This is a genomic window from Bifidobacterium sp. LH_416, from assembly GCF_056357055.1.
Window position 1 is genome coordinate 89,333 of sequence record NZ_JBKEVJ010000002.1, and the last position, 19,249, is coordinate 108,581.

Below are 19,249 nucleotides of genomic sequence, written 5' to 3' on the forward strand. Positions count from 1 at the left end.
GAGGGACTATGACCGTCGCAGTGTTCGCCCAGCGTTTGCGCAACGCGATGAGCAGCAGAGGATTAAAGCAAGTCGATTTAGTGCATGCGGCCGAACGCCGTGGCGTGAAAATGGGAAAGAGCCACATCAGCCAATATGTCTCCGGCAAAACCATGCCGCGAGAAGATGTGCTCGAATTCCTCGCTGACGAACTTGACGTCAACACTGACTGGCTCAGAGGTACTGCAGACGTCACTGCACAGCCCGACATCACCAACAACAATGACGAGCCTGGTGACGCGCATCTCGAAACACATACGTCTGGTTTGGAAACCAGCATTGAAACTGAAATCCCAGTAGGCCGTCGCAGGGCATTCGGCAAATCGCACAAGCTTGATAATGTGCTGTACGATGTGCGCGGCCCGGTGGTCGATGAAGCCGCACGCATGGAAGCCGATGGCACGCATATTCTCAAACTGAATATCGGCAATCCAGCTCCATTCGGTTTCCGCACGCCAGATGAAGTCGTGTACGATATGGCCCACCAGCTGACCGAGACAGAAGGCTATTCGCCGTCCAAGGGTCTGTTCTCAGCGCGTAAGGCCATCATGCAGTACGCACAGCTCAAGAATCTGCCGAATGTGACCATCGATGATATCTACACCGGCAACGGCGTGAGCGAGCTGATTAACCTGTGCATGTCCGCCTTGCTGGATGATGGCGATGAAGTACTGATTCCAAGCCCTGACTACCCATTGTGGACCGCCTGCGTGAACCTTGCCGGTGGCACCGCAGTGCATTACGTGTGCGATGAGCAGTCCGAATGGTATCCGGATATCGACGATATTCGCTCCAAGATCACGGACCGTACTGTGGCCATCGTGTTGATTAACCCGAATAATCCAACTGGCGCACTGTATCCGACTGAAGTACTCCAGCAGATTGTGGAAATCGCTCGTGAACATCAGCTCATCATCTTCTCCGATGAGATCTACGATCGCTTGGTTATGGATGGGCTCAAGCACACGTCTATTGCATCTCTGGCTCCAGATTTGTTCTGCGTCACGTTCTCCGGCCTGTCCAAGTCGCATATGATTGCCGGTTACCGTGTGGGCTGGATGGTACTTTCCGGCAATAAGCGTCTTGCCAAGGATTACATTGAAGGCATTAACATGCTGGCGAACATGCGTATTTGCTCGAATGTGCCCGCGCAATCCATTGTGCAGACCGCACTCGGTGGCCACCAAAGCGTGAACGATTACATTGTGCCAGGCGGCCGACTCTATGAACAGCGCGAATACATCTACAATGCAATCAATGCCATTCCTGGTTTGACTGCGGTGAAGCCGAAGGCCGCGTTCTATATCTTCCCGAAGATTGATGTGAAGAAGTTCAATATTCATGATGACGAGCAGTTCGCCCTTGATCTGCTCCATGATGAACGTATTCTGATTACGCGCGGCGGCGGCTTCAACTGGGGTGAACCCGATCACTTCCGCATCGTGTACTTGCCACGTATCGAAGTGCTCAAAGACGCCACCAACAAAATCTCCAACTTCTTCAGTTATTACTGGCAGAACTGAGGCTGTCTGCTGACCGCCAACCCCTCCGCCTCCATGTTGCATATATTGTGGCTTCTCGGGCAAAGCATTACGTAGCTGTGGGGCTGAGGGATATGATGCGGGACCGTAAGCTTGGCCGAACGGCCTTGAGTGTGTCCAGCATTATATCCCTCAGCCCCACAGCGTCAACACACTATTATTGCCATACTTCTTCTGCAATGGAGCGAACCAGGGCGATCTTGGCCCATTGCTGGTCCTCGGTCAGATGGTTGCCTTCCTCGGTGGAGGCGAAACCGCACTGCGTAGACAGGCACAGACGATCCAGCGGCACATACTGTGCGGCCTCGGCAATGCGAGCCTTAATTGCTTCCGGATCTTCAAGTTCAGGCTTCTTGGAAGTAATCAGGCCAAGCACCACCTTCTTGTCGCCAGAAACCTTAGCCAACGGCTCGAAATCGCCGGAACGATCATCGTCGAACTCAAGGTAGTAGGCGGCAACATTCTCTTCACCGAAGAGCACATCGGCCACCTGGCCATAACCACCAGCGGAGAACCACTGAGACTGGTAGTTGCCGCGGCAGATGTGCGTGGTCACCACCATGTCAGATGGCACAGCGGCAATCACCTCATTGTTCACTGCGGCGAACTGACGTTGCACAACCTTGGCGTCTACGCCGAACACGGAATCCTTGAAGTCTTCGCCGACGAACGCGCCCCACGTACAGTCATCGAATTGCAGCGTACGGCAACCAGCTTCATACAAGTCATGTGCCACCTGAATGTATGCCTTGGCGATAGCTTCAGCCAGAGCATCATTATCCTTGTACGGATTATTGGATTCCTCAGCAATACCCTGCTGCAAAACAAACAACGTTTGAGCAGGGGAGGGCACAGTCTGCTTGGCAATGGTGTTTTCATCTTCCAATGCCTTGACGAACTTGTAATGCTCCACGAACGGGTGGTTTTCGCCATTCAGCTCGCCATCAACGCCAGCGGCCTCGGTCACAGGAGTGCCATCGGAACCCTTGAACAGAATCGGAGCAGTGCCACGCTTCACACCGTTCAAGCCCCACATGAAATCGAGATGCCAGTAGGCGCGGCGGAATTCGCCGTCAGTAATCACGTGCAGGCCAGCAGCCTTCTGCTTGACAACCAGTTCGGTAATGGCCTTGTCTTCCACAGCCTTCAGAGCCGCGGCATCAATACGACCGGCCTCGAAATCAGCGCGAGCTGCCTTCAGCTCGGCTGGGCGAAGATAGCTGCCGACCACGTCTGCGCGGAATGGTGCATTATGCTGATACGTCATGAATCTGCTCCTTATCTGCTCCACGCGTTGATCGAAACCAGTACGCGATGCAGCAATAGTATTGCCGTAATAATGATTCCTTCGTTTGTTGCAGCCACGCAATCATTGTGAGTCTGCAACAAACGCATACGCCAAGTACGTTAGCAGCGAAGCAACAATAATGCCCGCGAACGTCTCACGAATCGCGGGCATACCATAGCAATCATCAGCAGACTCACTGCTGGCGTACGCGCACTAAAGAATCAATCACACCAATTACCATGCCGATAAGTGCGGGAATAAGCCACCCCAGTTGCTGAGCCTGCAATGGCAGCAGATTCAGCGCATAGTCAAGCCACGGCAGTGAGCCGCCAAACACTTGGACCAGTGAAGCCACGCATCCGGCAAAGGCCACAATACCTACCAGCAGAATCGTCCAGAAATACACGCGGGAGAAACGCGCGGCAAATACCTTATGCGTCAGAGCAAGCAGTACCAGCACAATTGCCATCGGATATAGTGCAGACAATACCGGTACCGACACTTTGATAATCAGGCTCAGACCGGCATTGGACACTACGAAACTAAACACGGTGAAGAGCGCCTGCCATGTGCGGTAACTCAGCGTGTGTCCGGCAACGGTCGGGAACTTGGTGTGGAAATAGGTGGCGCACGTGCAGATCAAACCAGTGCACACGTTCAGGCACGCGATAACGAATACTACGCCCAGGAACGCAGTACCAGTATGACCAAATAGCGAAGAAGTGAGATTCGTCAAGACAGTGGCGCCCGTGTCCGAATCGGCATCAATGGAAGCGATAGCACTGGATACCACGCCCACATAGCTCAATGCTCCATAAATCAGAATCAGCAATACGCCGGTGCCGAGGCCGGCAACAGCGGTTTCGCGCTGCACTTGCATTTCATCGGTAATGTCGAGTGCTCGAACGTTCGCGGAAATCACAATGCCGAAGTACAAGGCGGCAAGCAGATCCATCGTTTGATAGCCGTCGAGGAAACCGCGAGCCATCTGATTGGACTGATAATTACCGTTAGGAGCCGCAGCAGAGCCAATGCCATGCACCAGGCATGCCGCAAATAGAACAGCAATCAGCACCAGCAGCAAAGGTCCCATGAATCGACCGAGTACTTTGGACAGTTTTTCCGGATGCTGTGCGAAGAGGAACGATAAGATGAAGAACACCATCGAATAGGCCAGCTGCGCAATCCATCTGAATCCGGTCGGCACAAACGGTGACACCATCATTTCGAACGAGGTTGTCGCTGTGCGCGGAATGGCGAAGCATGGGCCAATCGTCAAAATAATGGCGATGCCCAGCAGCATGGCGAACTTGGGGGAGACTCGACCTGCGAGCTTATCGAAGCCGCCCGCGAACGTTACTGCCAGCACGCCGAGAATCGGCAAACCTACTGCGGAGACAATGAATCCGATAGCTGCCGGTACTGTGGCAGCACCTGCTTGTGCGCCTACGAATGGCGGGAAAATAAGATTGCCTGCACCAAAGAACATCGAAAAGAAGGTAAACGTCATCACCACGCGCTGACGGCTGTTCAGGGAATGCAATGAATATCCTCTCAGTAAAAAACCGCGTGCTCAGCGGCGGATTGCTCAACACAGTGCCATATATCAAAAAACAAGCACAATCTCTCAATTCGTGAACTTACCAGTCATGTATGGCTGCGGCAAGACCATTGAGCTCGCATACCATGCGTGCGCTCACGTTTCGGGCACAGGAATCATTCGGGTCTTCGAAACAATGACATGGGTACAATGCGATGCATTATCGCTGGTTCTTGCCAATACAAATTGGTATGAGAACTCTTCGCAATACTCATCAGGAGGTAGGGGATGCCTGATATCTCACTTCGTGCTCAGCATGCCATGTATCCCAGCGTGCGGGAGATGTTTGAATTGGCGGCTCATGTGCCGGATGCCATTTCGTTTGCGATAGGGGAGCCTGGATTCGATACGCCGCGGTCGATGATTGATGCCGCCTATCAGGCAGCGGTTCATGGCGATACGCATTACACGCCTAACCGTGGCACAGCTGCACTGCGCAACGCATGGTGCCGTTACCGGCGTGACCATGATGGCATTGATTATGAGCCTGAAGACAATATCATCATCACAGCAGGTGGTATGGAAGCCATGTATTTGGCCATGATTGCTACGCTGGATGAAGACGATGACATTCTGATTCCCGATCCCGGGTATGCGAATTACTTCGGTCAAGTTCAGATGGTGCATGCGAACGTGGTTCCGGTGCCGTTGCATGAAAGCAATGGGTTCCGTATGCGTGCGGCCGATGTTGAACAGGCTATTACGCCGAAGACCAAGGCGTTGTTGCTGAATTCTCCGTCAAACCCTACGGGTGCCATCATCGAGCCCGATGAGTTGGCTGCTATTGCCGAGGTAACAAAACAGCATGATTTGTGGGTGATCAGTGACGAGGTGTATCGGGCATTTGTGTACGACGACCATATCCAGTGCCTGTCCATCGCGGCCATGCCTGGTATGAAAGAACGCACGATTATTGTTGATTCGTTCTCCAAGACCTTTGCGATGACCGGTTGGCGTATCGGATGCGCGTTCGGCCCTCAGCAGGTCATCGATCAGATGATGATTATGCAGGAAAATGTGGTCTCTTGCGTGCCGGGTTCGCTGCAGATGGGTGCTGTGGCGGCTTTGGAAGGTTCTGCGGACATTCTCTCCACGATGAAAACCGCCTACCGCGCCAATAGAGATATGGTCGTCGATGCTGTGTCTCGCATGCCGCTGGTGAGCTGCAATACTCCTGATGGAGCCTTCTATGTGCTGATCAATGTGAAGAACACTGGCATGAGTGATCATGATTTTGCCGTGCGATTATTGAATGAAGCCAAGGTGGTGGTAACGCCGGCTTCCGGCTTTGGCTCGCGAGGTCAAGGATTTGTGAGGCTGTCCTATGTCGGTTCGGCGGAAGATACCGCTGAGGGTTTGCATCGTATGCAGGTATGGCTTGAGTCGTTGTAACGGTAGTATGTACACGCATCAATAATTTGATTGCATGCGATAAATAGTTGGGCCCTGACCAATGCGAATGCACAGGTCAGGGCCCAACTCGTAACTGGCGATACGCTATACGTTATTGCGTATCAAACACAGTTGGTAATGTCTCAGCCGTTCACGCGATCGATGCCGGACTGAACGTCGGCGATCACGGAATCCCAAGACTTGATGAAGGCGGCAACACCGTCAGCTTCGAGCTTGTCGGTGACAGCCTTGAAGTCGATGCCGAGATCAGCCAGCTTGGCCATGACGGCGTGGGACTCCTCGTAGGTGCCCGGGATGGTCGGAGCGCCATTGCCGTGGTCGGCCAGAGCGTTCAGGGTCTTCTCCGGCATGGTGTTCACGACGAACGGAGCAACGAGCTCGTCGACGTAGACGCAATCGGAGTAGTTCGGGTTCTTGGTACCGGTGGAGGCCCACAGCGGACGCTGCTTCTTGGCGCCCTTGGCTTCCAGAGCAGCCCAGCGCGGATCGTTGGCGAACTTGTTCTCGAACAGTTCGTAAGCGATGCGAGCGTTGGCGATAGCAGCCTTGCCTTCGAGAGCCTTGGCCTCGTCGGTGCCGATCTCTTCGAGCTGCTTGTCGACAGCGGTATCCACGCGGGAGACGAAGAAGGAAGCGACGGAGCCGATGTGCTTCAGGTCGTGGCCGTTGGCGTCAGCCTGAGCGATGCCCTCGATGAAGGCGTCGATGACCTGCTCGTAGCGCTCGAGAGAGAAGATCAGGGTGACGTTGACGGAGATGCCCTTAGCCAGGGTGGCGGTGATGGCCGGCAGGCCTTCGAGGGTTGCCGGGATCTTGATCATGGCGTTCGGACGGTTGACCTTCTCCCACAGCTCAACAGCCTGCTTCTCGGTGTTCTCGGTGTCGTGAGCCAGACGAGGATCGACCTCGATGGAGACGCGACCGTCGACGAAATCGGTCTTCTCAGCGATCTCGCGGAAGATATCGGTGGCGTTGCGCACGTCGGTGGTGGTGAGCTCACGGATAGCGGTCTCAACGTCAACCTTGCCGAGCTCCTTGAGCTGAGCATCGTACGGGCCGACCTGGCTCAGAGCCTTCTGGAAGATGGACGGGTTGGTGGTAACGCCGACCACGTTCTTGTTGGCGATGAGGTCCTGCAGGGAGCCAGACTCGATGCGGGAGCGGGACAGATCGTCCAGCCAGATGGAAACGCCGGAATCGGACGTACGCTGAGTTGCTTCAGTCATATTGTTTCTCCTTGTTATTGGCTCCCCTCCCATAAGAGGGGAGCCGAAATATTTATTGGGTCAAGCTCGGTAGAGCTTGATATCAGGCGTTAGCCTCGGCGATGGAAGCTTCAGCAGCCTCGACCACGTGCTCGGCGGTGATGCCAAGGTCGATCATGTTCTGAGCGCCGTCACCCTGCAGGCCGAACTGCTCGATGGAGACAGGCTTGCCGTAGGAGCCGAGGTACTTGTACCACGGCATGGCGACGCCGGCCTCGACGGAGACACGGGCCTTGACGGAAGCCGGAAGCACGGCCTCCTTGTACTCGGCGTCCTGCTCCTCGAACCATTCCATGGACGGGAAGGAGACCACGCGAGCCTTGACACCCTTCTCAGCCAGGGTCTTGGCAGCAGCGACAGCCCACTGGACTTCGGAGCCGGAAGCCATGATGATGACATCCGGAGTGCCTTCGGTGTCGACGAGCACGTAAGCGCCCTTCTTGACGCCGTCCTTAGCCTTGGCAGCGGTCTCAGCCAGAGTCGGCACGCCCTGACGGGTCAGCACCATGGCGCCCGGCAGAGTGTTCTTCTTCTCGAAGAAGTAACGGTAGGCTTCAGCGGTTTCGAAGGCGTCGGCAGGACGGATGACCTCGAGCTGCGGGATAGCGCGGAAGGAAGCGAGGTGCTCAACCGGCTGGTGAGTCGGACCATCTTCTCCGACAGCCACGGAATCGTGGGTCCAGACGTAGAGGTTCGGAATCTCCATGAGGGCGGCCAGACGAACGGCGGAACGCTCGTAGTCGGAGAACATGAAGAAGGTGCCGCCGAACGGACGGGTGTGGGAGCCCAGCAGGATGCCGTTGGTGATGCAGCCCATGGTGAACTCGCGCACGCCGAAGTGCAGCTGACGACCGAACTCGTTGCAGTTCGGCCACTGAACGGTAGCGCACTCAGCCGGAGCGAAGGTAGCAGCACCCTTGAGGTCGGTCTTGTTGGAGCCACCGAGGTCGGCGGAGCCGCCCCAGAGTTCCGGCATAACAGCAGCGATGGCGTTCAGCACGGAGCCGGAAGCGCCACGGGTGGCAACACCCTTGCCGACTTCGAAGGTGGCCTCAAGGTCATCAATGGCCTTGTCGAAGCCTTCCGGCAGTTCGCCGGCCTTCAGACGGTCGTACAGGGCAGCCTTGTCCGGGTTGGCCTTGCGCCAAGCGTCGAACTTCTCATCCCAAGCCTTGTGTGCTTCGAGACCGCGATCGGCGACCTTGCGAGCGTGAGCCAGGGCTTCTTCGTCGATGTGGAAGGACTCTTCCGGATCGTAACCGAGAACCTTCTTCAGGCCGGCAACGGCCTCGGCACCGAGCTTGGAGCCGTGAGAAGACGGATCGTTGGTCTTGCCCGGGGTCGGCCAAGCGATCAGGGAGTGAACCTTGATGAGCTTCGGCTGATCCGGAGCGGCAGCCTCAGCCTTTGCGATCACGTCAGCCAGGCCTTCGATGTCCTCCTTGTAGGAGCCATCAGGCTGGATGAAGCTGAACTCATCGGTGTACCAGCCGTAGGCCTGGAAGCGCTTCAGCACGTCCTCAGCCAGAACCAGGTTGGTGTCGCCTTCGATCTGGATGCGGTTGGCGTCGAAGATCACGGTCAGGTTGCCGAGCTTCTGGTTAGCAGCCAGAGCAGCAGCCTCGCCGGAGATGCCTTCCTCGATATCGCCTTCGCCGCAGATGGCCCAGATCTTGTGGTAGAACGGGGAATCTTCCTTCGGGGTCTCCGGATCGAGCAGGCCACGCTGGAAACGCTCGCCGTAAGCAAAGCCGATGGCGGAAGCGAAGCCCTGGCCCAGAGGACCGGTGGTCATTTCGATGCCCGGGGTCAGACCGTACTCAGGGTGGCCCGGGGTGCGGGTGTCAGCGCCGCCACGGAAGTTCTTGAGATCGTCCAGAGTCACGCCGTAGCCGGAGAAGTACAGCTGAACGTACTGGGTGAGGGAAGCGTGGCCGCCGGAAAGAATGAAGCGATCGCGGCCTTCCCAGTTGGGATCGTTAGGATCGTGCTTGATGAAGTGCTGGTACAGGGTGTAGGCGACAGGCGCCAGGGAGATAGGGGAACCGGGGTGGCCGGAACCAGCCTTCTCAACCGCGTCAGCCGAAAGGACCTTTGCCATTGCGATGGCGCGCTCGTCGAGCTCGGTCTCCTTGAATTCGGTCATGGATTTACTTTCCTTCCAATTGGTCGGGCCGCGTATCCGGCTTGTGCCGGGCGCTTGACGCCCTCACATTGCGTTTCCCATGTTAACGTCGGAAGAAGACGTTTGTGGTGCATATTTGGCGTGTTTTGGTAAGTTGTGTTCTGTTAGCGTTCACAATTACCATTCATTCGCTACCAACGAACGTATTAGCACTCGAAACCAATGAGTGCTAATACAATATACATTGGGCTTTTTGTGTAATCTTTGTCTCGCCTCACAGCGAGAAGACACGCCGAGCATTGTAATCATGCCTGTTCAGCGTGTCGCCAAGGAGTACGCAAAAGGAACGCAGATAACACTCTGCGTGAACAGTAGGTACATATATAAAAGGAGGCGCGCATGACGCAATCCAGACGCATGTTGGTGCTGCGCGCCGTGGTCGAGGATTACATCCGCTCTCAGGAGCCTGTAGGATCCACGTCGCTCACCAAGCAACATGATCTTGGCGTCAGTTCCGCCACGATTCGTAACGATATGGCAGCGCTTGAAGACGAAGGGTACCTTATTCAACCCCATACTTCAGCTGGTCGTGTGCCCACAGAAAAAGGCTATCGGTACTTTGTCGACCGACTGGCCACGGTGGTGCCACTGAGTGAGGCACAGCGCAGGGGCATTAATAGTTTTTTGTCCGGCTCTGTCAGCCTGAAAGACGCACTGCAGCGCGCAGCACGATTACTTTCGGAGATTACTGGCCAGGTCGCTGTAGTGGCTTCGCCATCGTTGGCAAAGGCCACATTGCGCCACGTAGAAATGGTTCCTGTGGCCATGAATACATTGCTGGCTGTGGTCATTACTGATACCGGCCGCGTGGCACAACATGGGCTTTCCGTGCCTACCATGCCGGCCGCAGACGACGTCAATAGGCTTTCCTCAACAGTCAATGAACAGTGTGGCGGCTTGTCATTGGCGAAGGCGGGGGAGAAGGTGCGTTCGATTGCCGAGAGTGCTGGATTTGAAGAGGTGCGAGAAGTCGCCCAAGCCTTAGCTGACGCCTTCGAATCCATGGCGTTGGATGAGCGCGCCAACGAATTGTATATGTCCGGGGCCTCGCATCTTGCGCATTCTCGCTCGCTGGCTGATTTGGCACCATTGTTCGATGCGCTTGAAGAACAAGTAGTGCTTATGAAGTTGATGAGCAACCTCAGCGAAGAATCCAACGCATCCGGAGTGGGCGTGGCCATCGGTTCCGAAAGCCATACGCCTGGATTATTGCATGCTTCGGTGGTTTCCAGCGGATATGGTCGCAGTACAACGTCCAGCGATACTGAGCATCACACTGATGCTGCTGTGAGTTCGAATAACGGTGAACCATTGGCGTTCGTCGGTTCCATTGGCCCAACGCATATGGATTACGCGGTCACTATGGCGGCGGTCCGGGCGGTGGCCCGATATCTCACGGCTTATATTTCAGAAAGCGGAACCGAAGACCAATGACCGTCATGCATCGAACACAGTGCAGCTTATATTGGCATGGTTCAAGAAGCATATACCGCTGACCGCGGGCTGTGGCACAATAACCGGCAGATTATTCGAACACAAAGGATTATTCAGTGGCAGATTATTACGAGACCCTGGGCGTTGACCGTAACGCCAGCGATGCCGATATTAAGAAGGCTTACCGCAAGCTGAGCCGTAAATACCATCCTGACATCGCCGGCCCTGAATTTGAAGACAAGTTCAAGGAGGTGAATAATGCATACGAAGTGCTGTCCAATCCGGATAAGCGCCGTATGTATGATTCTGGCGTGGATCCCAATGATCCTAACGGCGGCGCTGGCGGTTTCTCCGGTGGCTTCGGTGATATGAACGATGTGTTCTCCTCGTTCTTTGGTTCTGCATTCGGCGGCGGTTCTCAAGGTCCGGTTCCGCGTACCCAGCCTGGTCGCGATGCTCTTGCCTCGGCATCCATTGATTTGAAGACTGCTGTGTTTGGTGGCACTGCGCATGTGAAAATCAATACGTTTGCGCTGTGCCAGGAGTGCGGCGGCTCTGGTTCGCAGGGTGGCGCACAGCCGGTTACCTGCCCGGATTGCCATGGCCAAGGTTTCATGCAGAAGGTCGTACGCACCATGCTTGGTCAGATGATGACATCCGCGCCATGCGAGCGTTGCGAAGGCCATGGCACCATCATCAAGAACCCGTGCCCCAGCTGCATGGGTCATGGTCGCGTGCGCACTACACGCAATGTCGGTGTCAGCGTGCCTGCAGGTATTAATGACAATGCTCGTCTGCGCCTGGCCAATCAAGGTGAGGTGGGTGAAGGCGGCGGTGCTGCCGGTGATCTGTACATCGATATCCGTATTCGCGCTGATAAGCAGTTCACGCGCGATGGCGATAACCTGCATTGCTGGATTCAGGTGCCAATGAGCTGGGCTGTGCTCGGCCATGATCTTGACATCGACACGTTTGATGGCAAGCAGACTGTTTCGATTCCGGCCGGTTGCCAGCCGGAAGATACTGTGACGCTTCCAGGACTGGGTGTTACCAATATCCGCAATAATGACGAGCGCGGTGATTTGATCGCACACGTCAACGTGTTGATTCCCACCAAGCTCAGCGAGAGCGAACGTAGTCTTATCGAGCAATTCGCCAATTCGCATGATTCGGATGCCACGCATGTTGCTCAAGCATCACGCCCGCAGACCGGCCAGAAGAAGGGTGGCTTCTTCTCGAAGCTGAAGGACGCGTTGAGCTGAGTGATGGCCGGAAAATAGCCGCTTTGCCTTATGAGAGTAAGGCTGAGCGGCTATTTTGTTTATCTAGTTTTTCTGGAAAGACATGCCTAGGATGTACCTAAAAAAGGGTTGGAAACAATGTATTGCGGCTGATATTCCATGCTCCGCGTACCATTGCCGAACATGATGTTGAGAATCGATTCCGACCGTCTGCAGACCAAACTGCAGGAACGTCGGGAATTCATAGGCTTCGGATCGAAGGCTACTCATGGGGTGGCCCTCGTGGAGGGATTCTTCCTGATTCTTTCCGCGTTTACGGCTGGATTGCCGTCGTGGCTTGCCATGTCGCTGGGCTTCGTTGCCGTTATGGTGACCCTGTATTCGTTTGTCGGGCTTATCATTACTTGGAGAAAAGGCTACAACGCCAAGGAATTGTATCAGGAGTTGAAGGATATGGACAGGACGGAGAAGCATAGCAGCATCATCGCCATTAATGACGGCAACCGCTACCTCCTCTACCATGACCAGCAGTGGGGATGTGATTTCTTCCCCAACCGTGCCACCGCCGACAACGAAACCGAGAATGTTCGACTGCTCTCGGATTATCTTTCAACTGGTTTCGACATTCCGAAAGACGATTTCACGCTCATTCGAGTCACCAATGAGACGCATGAGAAGTATTCGACCGAACATGAAGAGAACCGTGTATACGATTACACGCTGTACAAGGCGGATATAAAACACATGCCCGACGCTTGGAAGAGCGAGCATTTTCACGTGGATTCCAAGGATTGCCGTTGGATGACCTGCGATGAGATGCTGTCCGATGAGACCATTCGCAGGATTAATCATGATGTGGTCTCAATGGTCAGGGACCACGCCTGACTTCCATACGGCATACGCAGAAACACCGTCCTGCGGGCATAAGAAAACCCGTCATGAACCTCATGACGGGTTGAATTAATGGAGTGCGGCGATTGTTATTTTCGGCTTGCTTCCAGTTGGGGAAGGAATGCGTGCATGCCGCTGGAATCTGGATTTTTGGCCAGTTCATACACTTCATCCGGGAACTTTGCATATAGTTCCGGATGAGAGTACGCGATATCCAATGCGTCGGCGATCGCCGACGCTGGCTCGCCGGCCGTAAGCGCGTCCTGTGCACAGTCTTCAAGATCTTCGTCAAACCCGCTGACGATGGAGATGCAACGTTCGGCTAGCTTCATTAGTTCCTCCATCGTCATGATGATGCCCTCCACCGTTTAGCCTTACTGGGTTTGACGTTAATCTTACCGGTATCCGTGTTTTTGGTTACGCCTTCGCCGCCGACCGGATAGGCGTGATCGATGACATATTGACCGTTGGTCAGATACGCCCTGACTTCGATTTGGACTCCGTTGATGGTCCCGCCGAACCTATGCAAAGCGCGGTCGTTGTCGGGATGCATCTTCCATTGAGGGGACTCCATGACCTGCCGAATCGCGTCAAGGATCCTGTTTCTATCCCATTCTTTCGGAAATTCGGTCTTACCTGGAATATTCGAGCCATACAAAAGCACGTTCGTCGCACCCAGCCAATCAATCCGACTGGCGGCATTACGACGGTCGAACCGCGGCATGGCCACTTCGAACGATTCATCACCGGTCTCCGCCTTACGGAAACGCGGCAGGTAGGCCGCCAGCGGTGTCGGCGCTTATCCGCCACCAGGTCTGCAGCAAGTCCAGCATCGCGTTCTTCCATATCGGCTGACTGGATCGCAGGTCATTGAGATTCAACGTGGAATCCCATAACCGTCTCGCCTGACTGTCAGCGGTTATCGTCAACCGCACCTGCGCGGCCTTGCCCAACGCGTCCACGGCCTGATTGATGGTGCGCACGTCCGTGTCCTCCCAAATGGGCGTCAAATCGAAATCACGCGCATCATCCATACGGCCTTCAACCGACGCACACAGACGCAGCACGTCCATGTGGCTCACACCGAAGCTTTTCTGCCGTTCGTCACGTTTCGCGTAGAAGCCGGACTGTTTGGGCTCTACTACGAGCCAGACAATTTCATCATCTTCCTGTACACTCAGAAACGTTGCCATCTATGCCACGAGCTCGTCCACACGTACAACCGTGACCAAAGATGCAGCCCATACGATTCGAAAGCCGAACGCCGGATTCGTATTCAAACTGCGTTATGGCTCATGAACCCGGTCAAATACGCGACGGCAGAACACGTCTATGAGAGACCCGTACCTCATCGCCTGCGAACTCGGCCTCAACGTCCAAATCATCCACGACTACAAAAACTGGCTGCACGACAGTCCAGCCAACTAGAAGAAGGAGAAACCCCGATGACTGTGCCGACACCCACACCCATGCAGCCGGCCCCACAACAGCCACTCCCAGGTATGCCCATGCCGGCAGCCGCACCGCCACTGGCGAAGAAAAAACTCTCTGCGGCGGCCGTCACGGCCATCGCGGCCGCCATCAGTCTGATCGTCGGGCTCCTCGGTGGTGGCATCGGCATGTACCTGTACACCACACCCATCATTAACGGGCAGAAAACAACTATCCAGGACCTCAACACGTCACTAGATTCCATCAAAGCGCAACTGGCCGACGCGAACGAACAGCTCAACCCGCAGGAAGAGGATTCGGACAATACTGATTCCAACACCAATGCTTCGGGAATCGGAGCTACCGCGGTTAGCGGTGGAGTCGAAATGAAACTCCTCGAAGCCGGCGAACAACCTACCATCAGCTTCGACACGTGCGGCGACGGGTGCAGCAACGGCTCCTACGCGCCGCAAGCGCCGGACGCAAACACCAAATACTGGGTAGTCAAGGTCGAGGTCACGAACAACACCAGCAGTCCGATGGACATCACCTGCAGCTACCCCTACGAAATTGCAGCGTTGAACTCGAAAAACCAGAAATACACACCCATCAAGGACCTCTACAAGATCGAAGGCAACCCCGAGTGCAACGCTCAACTCCAACCAGGTCTGACAAGCACCGTCACCTACCCGTTCCAGGTTCCATTGGATGCGAAGATGGTCGCCCTCGCGTTCCGTGACGTCGGAGACCTGTTCTCCGGAACCGGGGGAGAATCCGAATACTCTTACATAGTCACCGATTCGAACTATATGGTCGAATAACAAGAAACCCCTTCGTCGATGTTAACGACGAGCATTCAGTCCTGTCTTCAAGCGAAGCGAGCCGGCCAGCCCTTGCCTGTGTGACTTCATGGGGAGGCATGAGCGAAATGATTATGCCTCTCCTGCCCGGTCGACTTCGCTGAGATCATCTCAGTGAAGTGATTGTGCCACGAACTGGCATGATGCCTTCACTGACTTGTCTCAGCGAAGTTGTTTGGCTGCACCATGGCATATCGGCTTCACTGACCGCTTGCGGCACCTAGTGCCCACGACGATGAGGCGCATGCAGTCCTCATGGCATGGATGCCAGGGCTGGTTCCATGTTGAACATGGGTGTTTTCCTTATGGTTTGGGGCCCATTTCGGGCATAAAAACACCCATGCGGGTGGAGTTATAAAAAGAAAAATGGTTATGGCCTCTAGATGACTAAGCCTTCGGGAATCTCGTCCCATGGGCGCGGCTTGCCGGCGATAAGGCATTCAATGGCCATTTGCTTAGCCTCCTCATCGTCCTTAGGGTTCTTTGGATCGTTGAAATGATAGAGGGAATCTCCATCGAATGCCAGCGCGTAGCCGACGTGTCTGCCGCACCCCGCCAATCAGCCGAGCAGTGAACGGCACATAGAACGATACTCGCTTACGTAACCACCGCCGAAGAAAACGCAATGGCCAGCAATGGGGTAGAGCTGCCACAGTGTCAAACGTTCCTGCCATCCAGCCTTTAACGGATGAACTGACTGATATCCCTCGGTGATTTGCGATAGATAGCTCATACCAAACAAATGCAGCATGGCAAGATCTTCTTCACGATGACCGCCATGTGCAGCCGGATCGATAAGCACAGCCTCACTATGGCCGGAGTCTGCCGTCCACATCACGTTGCCGCTCCACAAATCACCATGGATACGGGCTGGCTTATCGTTAGCTGCGCGGCCCATCAGCTCCGGAAGCGCTTCAATCACATGTTCAGTCAAATCGACATCGCGCTTATCCAACTCTCCACGCTTCACACCGAGCTCAACCATCGGACGCAAGCGACCGTCGGCAAAGTAGCTGATGGGATCGCTCCACGTGCCGGTATCCATTTTCACCGGGTCCTGAAGCGGACCGAAATAGCATGTACCATCGTAGCCATCCGGGGCAGAACCAAAGTATTCAGCGCCAGCGTCATGCATATGAGCGAGTGCCGCGCCAAAATCAAACGCAGCCTTAGCAGTAGGAGATGAACTGCTTACGCGCTCAATATCGAGGTAATCCTTGCCCCATCCATATACCTCAACCACGCGTGGGCCGCCCTGAGCATGAGCTGCACCGAGCCATTCCAATCCTCGTCCCTCGCACTCAAAAAATCCTTGCGGCGCGAAAGCCCTACTTTTGCGATATGTTGCCATCACGGTTCCCTTCGCTTGTTCTGTTTCCACCATGCATTGTAGAAGCCGTGGTTGTCATCAATTCTTAGTGTTGTTCTACACCCCCTTCGGTAGTGTGTTCATCGTCATAACTACGTGAATTAAGGAAACTAAGAGGGGTTATGAATTTCTTCCAAGCCATTGTTCTTGGCATCATTCAGGCGCTGACCGAGTATCTGCCGGTTTCCTCCAGCGCCCATATTCGTATCTTCGGTGATTTGATGCTCGGCTCCGACCCTGGTGCCGCATTCACCGCTATTATTCAGATCGGCACTGAGCTTGCCGTTATCCTGTATTTCCGCCACGACATCATCAACATCCTGACCCATTGGTTCGCCTGCCTGTTTGGTAAGAACGGCAAGGATTTGAAGTCCCGTATGGGCCGTGGTGATTATTACGCCACCATGGGCTGGAATGTGATCGTTGGATCTATTCCGATTGTTATTCTCGGCTTCACGCTGCAGAACATTATCGAAACGACCCTGCGCAACCTGTGGATTACCGTCACCGTGCTGTTCATCTTCGGTATTCTGCTGTGGCTGGTGGATGCTCGAGCCCGTCAGTCCAAGACCATGGCCGATATGACGTATCGCGACGCATTCCTCTTCGGCTTGGGCCAATCGCTGGCGCTCATCCCGGGTGTTTCGCGTTCCGGCGGTACTATCACCGTTGGCCGTGCACTTGGCTATGAGCGTGAGGCAGCCGTTCGTCTGAGCTTCCTGATGGCCATCCCCGCTGTGTTCGGCTCCGGTCTGCTTGAAGCTGTCAAGGCTGTAAAGAACTACAAAACCGATGCGATGTTCCCCGGTTGGGGCCCCACCATCGTTGCTACGATTGTATGCTTCATTCTGGGCTACATCGTTATCATCGGCTTCCTGAAGTTCGTATCCACCTTCTCCTACAAGGCATTCGCCATCTACCGCATCGGTCTCGCCGTAGTGGTTGCACTGTTGCTGCTGATGGGCATTCTGCCGGCTATTGATCCTTCGGTGGCTGCGGCGGCGTAACGATTCACTCGTGAAACACTAAAGGTGCTTACCTTCTTCAGCTAAGAAGGTAAGCACCTTTTTCTATATGTTCGATAGTATTCCGCTGGTTTATTCGCCCATTTTCCGTAGGAAATCCTCTGCTTCCTTCACCAGCTGCTCGGCTTGCGGCGCACCTAAGGAAGCTTCCTCGTCTGCTTTCTGTTTCAGATCGTACTCATGTTCCAGATGGCTGACGTAATCGCTGAGCTGATCATTGCATCTGACCAAAATAGAAGCCTGCGCCTTCCAATGCTCGATTTTGGATTGCAAATCGCCTGTATCAAAGGAGTATCCAATACGATTGCCCAGCGCCTGTAACAGTCGCATGGTTCCGGCTGCACATTCATCACTGCCAAGGTACTGGGGAATGGACACCCACATCGATGCATGAGCGAAGCCTTGATCGGCGGCAGCCACGTCCAACACAGTGGGAATGCCTACCGGTCCGTTGTATTCGCGGTCGCCTTCACATTGACAAGCCCCATCGCTTACTGAAAGTGGTAGCGGGCGAGTGTGCGGACAGTCCGAGAACATAGACCCTAACGTAATAATCTGGTTCACATCGAGTTCTTCGGCTATGGCAAGGTTTTCACTGCAATAGTTGCGCCAACGATAATTAGGTTCTGGGGCGATTTGCGCATAAAGATGGCGATCAGGAGCCAAAGTAATGTCATAAAACGTGGTTTGAGGCCAAATCAGATTGGCGTAACCTGCGGCATGGCACATCATCGGTCGTGCCACTTGATAGTCGTAGTAGCCGTCACAGCTGATGTGCCGAATCTCGCGGGATTCATACCGTCCAACAAGATATCGAATGACGTTGGTGGCCGCTTGGCAGGCGTCATTCCATCCTTCGAACGCTGCAATCAGAACTGATTGAGGCATATGCGCTTCTCCACTCATACTGTCTAGAGTAACGTGCGCGGGTAGCGACTAGGTTGCGCTTTAGCCATAAGCGAGCAAGGCGGCTAAGGCGTATATGCACGGAATTCCAGGCGACACGCCGCGACTGGACGAACTACATGCATGTGAGTATAGTAATCACTCGTGCTTCGGCAAGGGAAACTTGCAGAGAGCATTGCGGACATAGCTTAGTTGGTAAAGCGCAACCTTGCCAAGGTTGAGACCGCGGGTTCGAGTCCCGTTGTCCGCTCTAGGTCCGATGAGTTGACAGACCTTACGGTGGGTTAGCCAAGCGGTTAGGCAGCGGCCTGCAAAGCCGTATAGACGAGTTCGACTCTCGTACCCACCTCGGAAGACAGTAAAGAAATTTATTGTTGAACATGCAGGCCCGGGCGGTTGGCGCAGTGGTAGCGCACTTCCCTGACACGGAAGGGGTCACAAGTTCGAATCTTGTATCGCCCACCACAGATGAAGTAATTCATCGTGATAATTGAATACCGAATGATTTCGGGCGATTGGCGCAGCGGCTAGCGCACTTCGTTCACACCGAAGGGGTCGTAGGTTCGATTCCTACATCGCCCACTGAATCTTGCTTCTCACGGCAAGATTCTTTGCGGACATAGCTTAGTTGGTAAAGCGCAACCTTGCCAAGGTTGAGACCGCGGGTTCGAGTCCCGTTGTCCGCTCCATTAAAACCTCGCTTCGGCGAGGTTTTTTCGTATCTACTGCCGGCGCTGTGCTTATCGGCAACGCTCGTGCGC

General features: G+C 54.7%; 17 protein-coding genes and 5 tRNA genes. 12 read left to right on the plus strand and 10 right to left on the minus strand.

Going from position 1 to position 19,249, the window contains the following annotated elements; translation table 11 throughout:
- Positions 1-8: 8 nt before the first annotated feature.
- On the plus strand, positions 9-1,562 hold the full coding sequence (locus tag AC1AY0_RS04845; protein ID WP_476525989.1) for an aminotransferase class I/II-fold pyridoxal phosphate-dependent enzyme: 1,554 nt from the start codon (positions 9-11) through the stop codon (positions 1,560-1,562).
- A gap of 175 nt (positions 1,563-1,737) precedes the next feature.
- Here the strand turns inward: AC1AY0_RS04845 and AC1AY0_RS04850 are convergent, their stop codons facing one another.
- Together AC1AY0_RS04850 and brnQ are read right to left on the minus strand one after the other, a co-directional pair.
- Positions 1,738-2,847 carry a 5-methyltetrahydropteroyltriglutamate--homocysteine S-methyltransferase gene (locus AC1AY0_RS04850; protein ID WP_476525990.1) on the minus strand — a complete coding sequence of 370 codons (1,110 nt, stop codon included), beginning with the start codon at positions 2,845-2,847 and terminating at the stop codon, positions 1,738-1,740.
- A gap of 214 nt (positions 2,848-3,061) precedes the next feature.
- Positions 3,062-4,378: a branched-chain amino acid transport system II carrier protein gene (gene brnQ / locus AC1AY0_RS04855; RefSeq protein ID WP_476526111.1), complete on the minus strand. Its 1,317-nt coding sequence runs from the start codon at positions 4,376-4,378 to the stop codon at positions 3,062-3,064.
- 318 nt (positions 4,379-4,696) lie between these two features.
- On the opposite strand from brnQ, the gene AC1AY0_RS04860 reads away from it, so the two are divergent.
- The gene (locus tag AC1AY0_RS04860) at positions 4,697-5,860 is read left to right on the plus strand and encodes a pyridoxal phosphate-dependent aminotransferase (protein ID WP_476524127.1); all 1,164 of its coding nucleotides are present in this window, start codon (positions 4,697-4,699) and stop codon (positions 5,858-5,860) included.
- A 143-nt stretch (positions 5,861-6,003) separates the two neighbouring features.
- Here AC1AY0_RS04860 and tal read toward each other — a convergent pair whose 3' ends face one another.
- Positions 6,004-7,107, minus strand: a complete 1,104-nt coding sequence (gene tal, locus AC1AY0_RS04865) for a transaldolase (protein ID WP_476524125.1) — start codon at positions 7,105-7,107, stop codon at positions 6,004-6,006.
- An 82-nt stretch (positions 7,108-7,189) separates the two neighbouring features.
- Positions 7,190-9,292 carry a transketolase gene (gene tkt / locus AC1AY0_RS04870; RefSeq protein WP_101625915.1) on the minus strand — a complete coding sequence of 701 codons (2,103 nt, stop codon included), beginning with the start codon at positions 9,290-9,292 and terminating at the stop codon, positions 7,190-7,192.
- A gap of 378 nt (positions 9,293-9,670) precedes the next feature.
- Between tkt and hrcA the strand changes: the two genes are divergently transcribed.
- The 3 genes from hrcA to AC1AY0_RS04885 all read left to right on the plus strand — a co-directional run bounded on the left by hrcA (position 9,671) and on the right by AC1AY0_RS04885 (position 12,891).
- Entirely contained in the window at positions 9,671-10,765 is a 1,095-nt protein-coding gene (gene hrcA / locus AC1AY0_RS04875) for a heat-inducible transcriptional repressor HrcA (RefSeq protein WP_476524123.1), read from the plus strand.
- Positions 10,766-10,881: 116 nt separating this feature from the next.
- Positions 10,882-12,027: a molecular chaperone DnaJ gene (gene dnaJ / locus AC1AY0_RS04880; RefSeq protein ID WP_476524122.1), complete on the plus strand. Its 1,146-nt coding sequence runs from the start codon at positions 10,882-10,884 to the stop codon at positions 12,025-12,027.
- Between the two features lie 162 nt (positions 12,028-12,189).
- A complete protein-coding gene (locus tag AC1AY0_RS04885; RefSeq protein ID WP_476524120.1) occupies positions 12,190-12,891 on the plus strand; it encodes a DUF1206 domain-containing protein in 702 nt (233 codons plus the stop codon).
- A gap of 95 nt (positions 12,892-12,986) precedes the next feature.
- Here AC1AY0_RS04885 and AC1AY0_RS04890 read toward each other — a convergent pair whose 3' ends face one another.
- Genes AC1AY0_RS04890 through AC1AY0_RS04900 form a run of 3 tightly spaced genes read right to left on the minus strand, consistent with a single transcriptional unit; the run spans position 12,987 to position 14,090 of the window.
- Entirely contained in the window at positions 12,987-13,229 is a 243-nt protein-coding gene (locus tag AC1AY0_RS04890; RefSeq protein WP_476524119.1) for a hypothetical protein, read from the minus strand.
- Between the two features lie 14 nt (positions 13,230-13,243).
- The gene (locus AC1AY0_RS04895; RefSeq protein ID WP_476524117.1) at positions 13,244-13,621 is read right to left on the minus strand and encodes an EndoU domain-containing protein; all 378 of its coding nucleotides are present in this window, start codon (positions 13,619-13,621) and stop codon (positions 13,244-13,246) included.
- 34 nt (positions 13,622-13,655) lie between these two features.
- Complete coding sequence (locus AC1AY0_RS04900) at positions 13,656-14,090, minus strand: hypothetical protein (protein ID WP_476524115.1); 435 nt, start codon at positions 14,088-14,090, stop codon at positions 13,656-13,658.
- A gap of 252 nt (positions 14,091-14,342) precedes the next feature.
- Here AC1AY0_RS04900 and AC1AY0_RS04905 point away from each other — a divergent pair, with 252 nt between their 5' ends.
- Positions 14,343-15,149, plus strand: coding sequence for a hypothetical protein (locus AC1AY0_RS04905; protein WP_476524113.1), 807 nt, complete (start codon positions 14,343-14,345; stop codon positions 15,147-15,149).
- 418 nt (positions 15,150-15,567) lie between these two features.
- Here the strand turns inward: AC1AY0_RS04905 and AC1AY0_RS04910 are convergent, their stop codons facing one another.
- Complete coding sequence (locus AC1AY0_RS04910; RefSeq protein ID WP_476524112.1) at positions 15,568-15,747, minus strand: hypothetical protein; 180 nt, start codon at positions 15,745-15,747, stop codon at positions 15,568-15,570.
- On the minus strand, positions 15,748-16,539 hold the full coding sequence (locus tag AC1AY0_RS04915) for a fructosamine kinase family protein (RefSeq protein WP_476524111.1): 792 nt from the start codon (positions 16,537-16,539) through the stop codon (positions 15,748-15,750).
- A gap of 140 nt (positions 16,540-16,679) precedes the next feature.
- Between AC1AY0_RS04915 and AC1AY0_RS04920 the strand changes: the two genes are divergently transcribed.
- Complete coding sequence (locus AC1AY0_RS04920) at positions 16,680-17,564, plus strand: undecaprenyl-diphosphate phosphatase (protein ID WP_476524110.1); 885 nt, start codon at positions 16,680-16,682, stop codon at positions 17,562-17,564.
- A 90-nt stretch (positions 17,565-17,654) separates the two neighbouring features.
- On the opposite strand, the gene AC1AY0_RS04925 is transcribed toward AC1AY0_RS04920, so the two are convergent.
- The gene (locus AC1AY0_RS04925; RefSeq protein ID WP_476525991.1) at positions 17,655-18,488 is read right to left on the minus strand and encodes a PAC2 family protein; all 834 of its coding nucleotides are present in this window, start codon (positions 18,486-18,488) and stop codon (positions 17,655-17,657) included.
- 177 nt (positions 18,489-18,665) lie between these two features.
- Here AC1AY0_RS04925 and AC1AY0_RS04930 point away from each other — a divergent pair.
- From AC1AY0_RS04930 to AC1AY0_RS04950, 5 genes are all read left to right on the plus strand, one after another.
- Positions 18,666-18,738 (plus strand) — tRNA-Gly (locus AC1AY0_RS04930).
- A gap of 28 nt (positions 18,739-18,766) precedes the next feature.
- Positions 18,767-18,837 (plus strand) — tRNA-Cys (locus AC1AY0_RS04935).
- 41 nt (positions 18,838-18,878) lie between these two features.
- Positions 18,879-18,953 (plus strand) — tRNA-Val (locus AC1AY0_RS04940).
- Positions 18,954-18,997: 44 nt separating this feature from the next.
- Positions 18,998-19,070, plus strand: a tRNA-Val gene (locus AC1AY0_RS04945).
- A gap of 31 nt (positions 19,071-19,101) precedes the next feature.
- A tRNA-Gly gene (locus AC1AY0_RS04950) sits at positions 19,102-19,177 on the plus strand.
- Positions 19,178-19,249 lie beyond the last annotated feature (72 nt).

Coding starts and splice junctions, on each gene's coding strand:
- AC1AY0_RS04890 (WP_476524119.1), bottom strand. CDS start 13,229: ATGAAGCTAGCCGAACGTTGCATCTCCATCGTCAGCGGGTTTGACGAA.
- AC1AY0_RS04850 (WP_476525990.1), bottom strand. CDS start 2,847: ATGACGTATCAGCATAATGCACCATTCCGCGCAGACGTGGTCGGCAGC.
- tal (WP_476524125.1), bottom strand. CDS start 7,107: ATGACTGAAGCAACTCAGCGTACGTCCGATTCCGGCGTTTCCATCTGG.
- brnQ (WP_476526111.1), bottom strand. CDS start 4,378: ATGACGTTTACCTTCTTTTCGATGTTCTTTGGTGCAGGCAATCTTATT.
- AC1AY0_RS04900 (WP_476524115.1), bottom strand. CDS start 14,090: ATGGCAACGTTTCTGAGTGTACAGGAAGATGATGAAATTGTCTGGCTC.
- AC1AY0_RS04920 (WP_476524110.1), top strand. CDS start 16,680: ATGAATTTCTTCCAAGCCATTGTTCTTGGCATCATTCAGGCGCTGACC.
- AC1AY0_RS04845 (WP_476525989.1), top strand. CDS start 9: ATGACCGTCGCAGTGTTCGCCCAGCGTTTGCGCAACGCGATGAGCAGC.
- AC1AY0_RS04885 (WP_476524120.1), top strand. CDS start 12,190: ATGATGTTGAGAATCGATTCCGACCGTCTGCAGACCAAACTGCAGGAA.
- tkt (WP_101625915.1), bottom strand. CDS start 9,292: ATGACCGAATTCAAGGAGACCGAGCTCGACGAGCGCGCCATCGCAATG.
- hrcA (WP_476524123.1), top strand. CDS start 9,671: ATGACGCAATCCAGACGCATGTTGGTGCTGCGCGCCGTGGTCGAGGAT.
- AC1AY0_RS04860 (WP_476524127.1), top strand. CDS start 4,697: ATGCCTGATATCTCACTTCGTGCTCAGCATGCCATGTATCCCAGCGTG.
- AC1AY0_RS04915 (WP_476524111.1), bottom strand. CDS start 16,539: ATGGCAACATATCGCAAAAGTAGGGCTTTCGCGCCGCAAGGATTTTTT.
- AC1AY0_RS04905 (WP_476524113.1), top strand. CDS start 14,343: ATGACTGTGCCGACACCCACACCCATGCAGCCGGCCCCACAACAGCCA.
- AC1AY0_RS04925 (WP_476525991.1), bottom strand. CDS start 18,488: ATGAGTGGAGAAGCGCATATGCCTCAATCAGTTCTGATTGCAGCGTTC.
- AC1AY0_RS04895 (WP_476524117.1), bottom strand. CDS start 13,621: ATGCCGCGGTTCGACCGTCGTAATGCCGCCAGTCGGATTGATTGGCTG.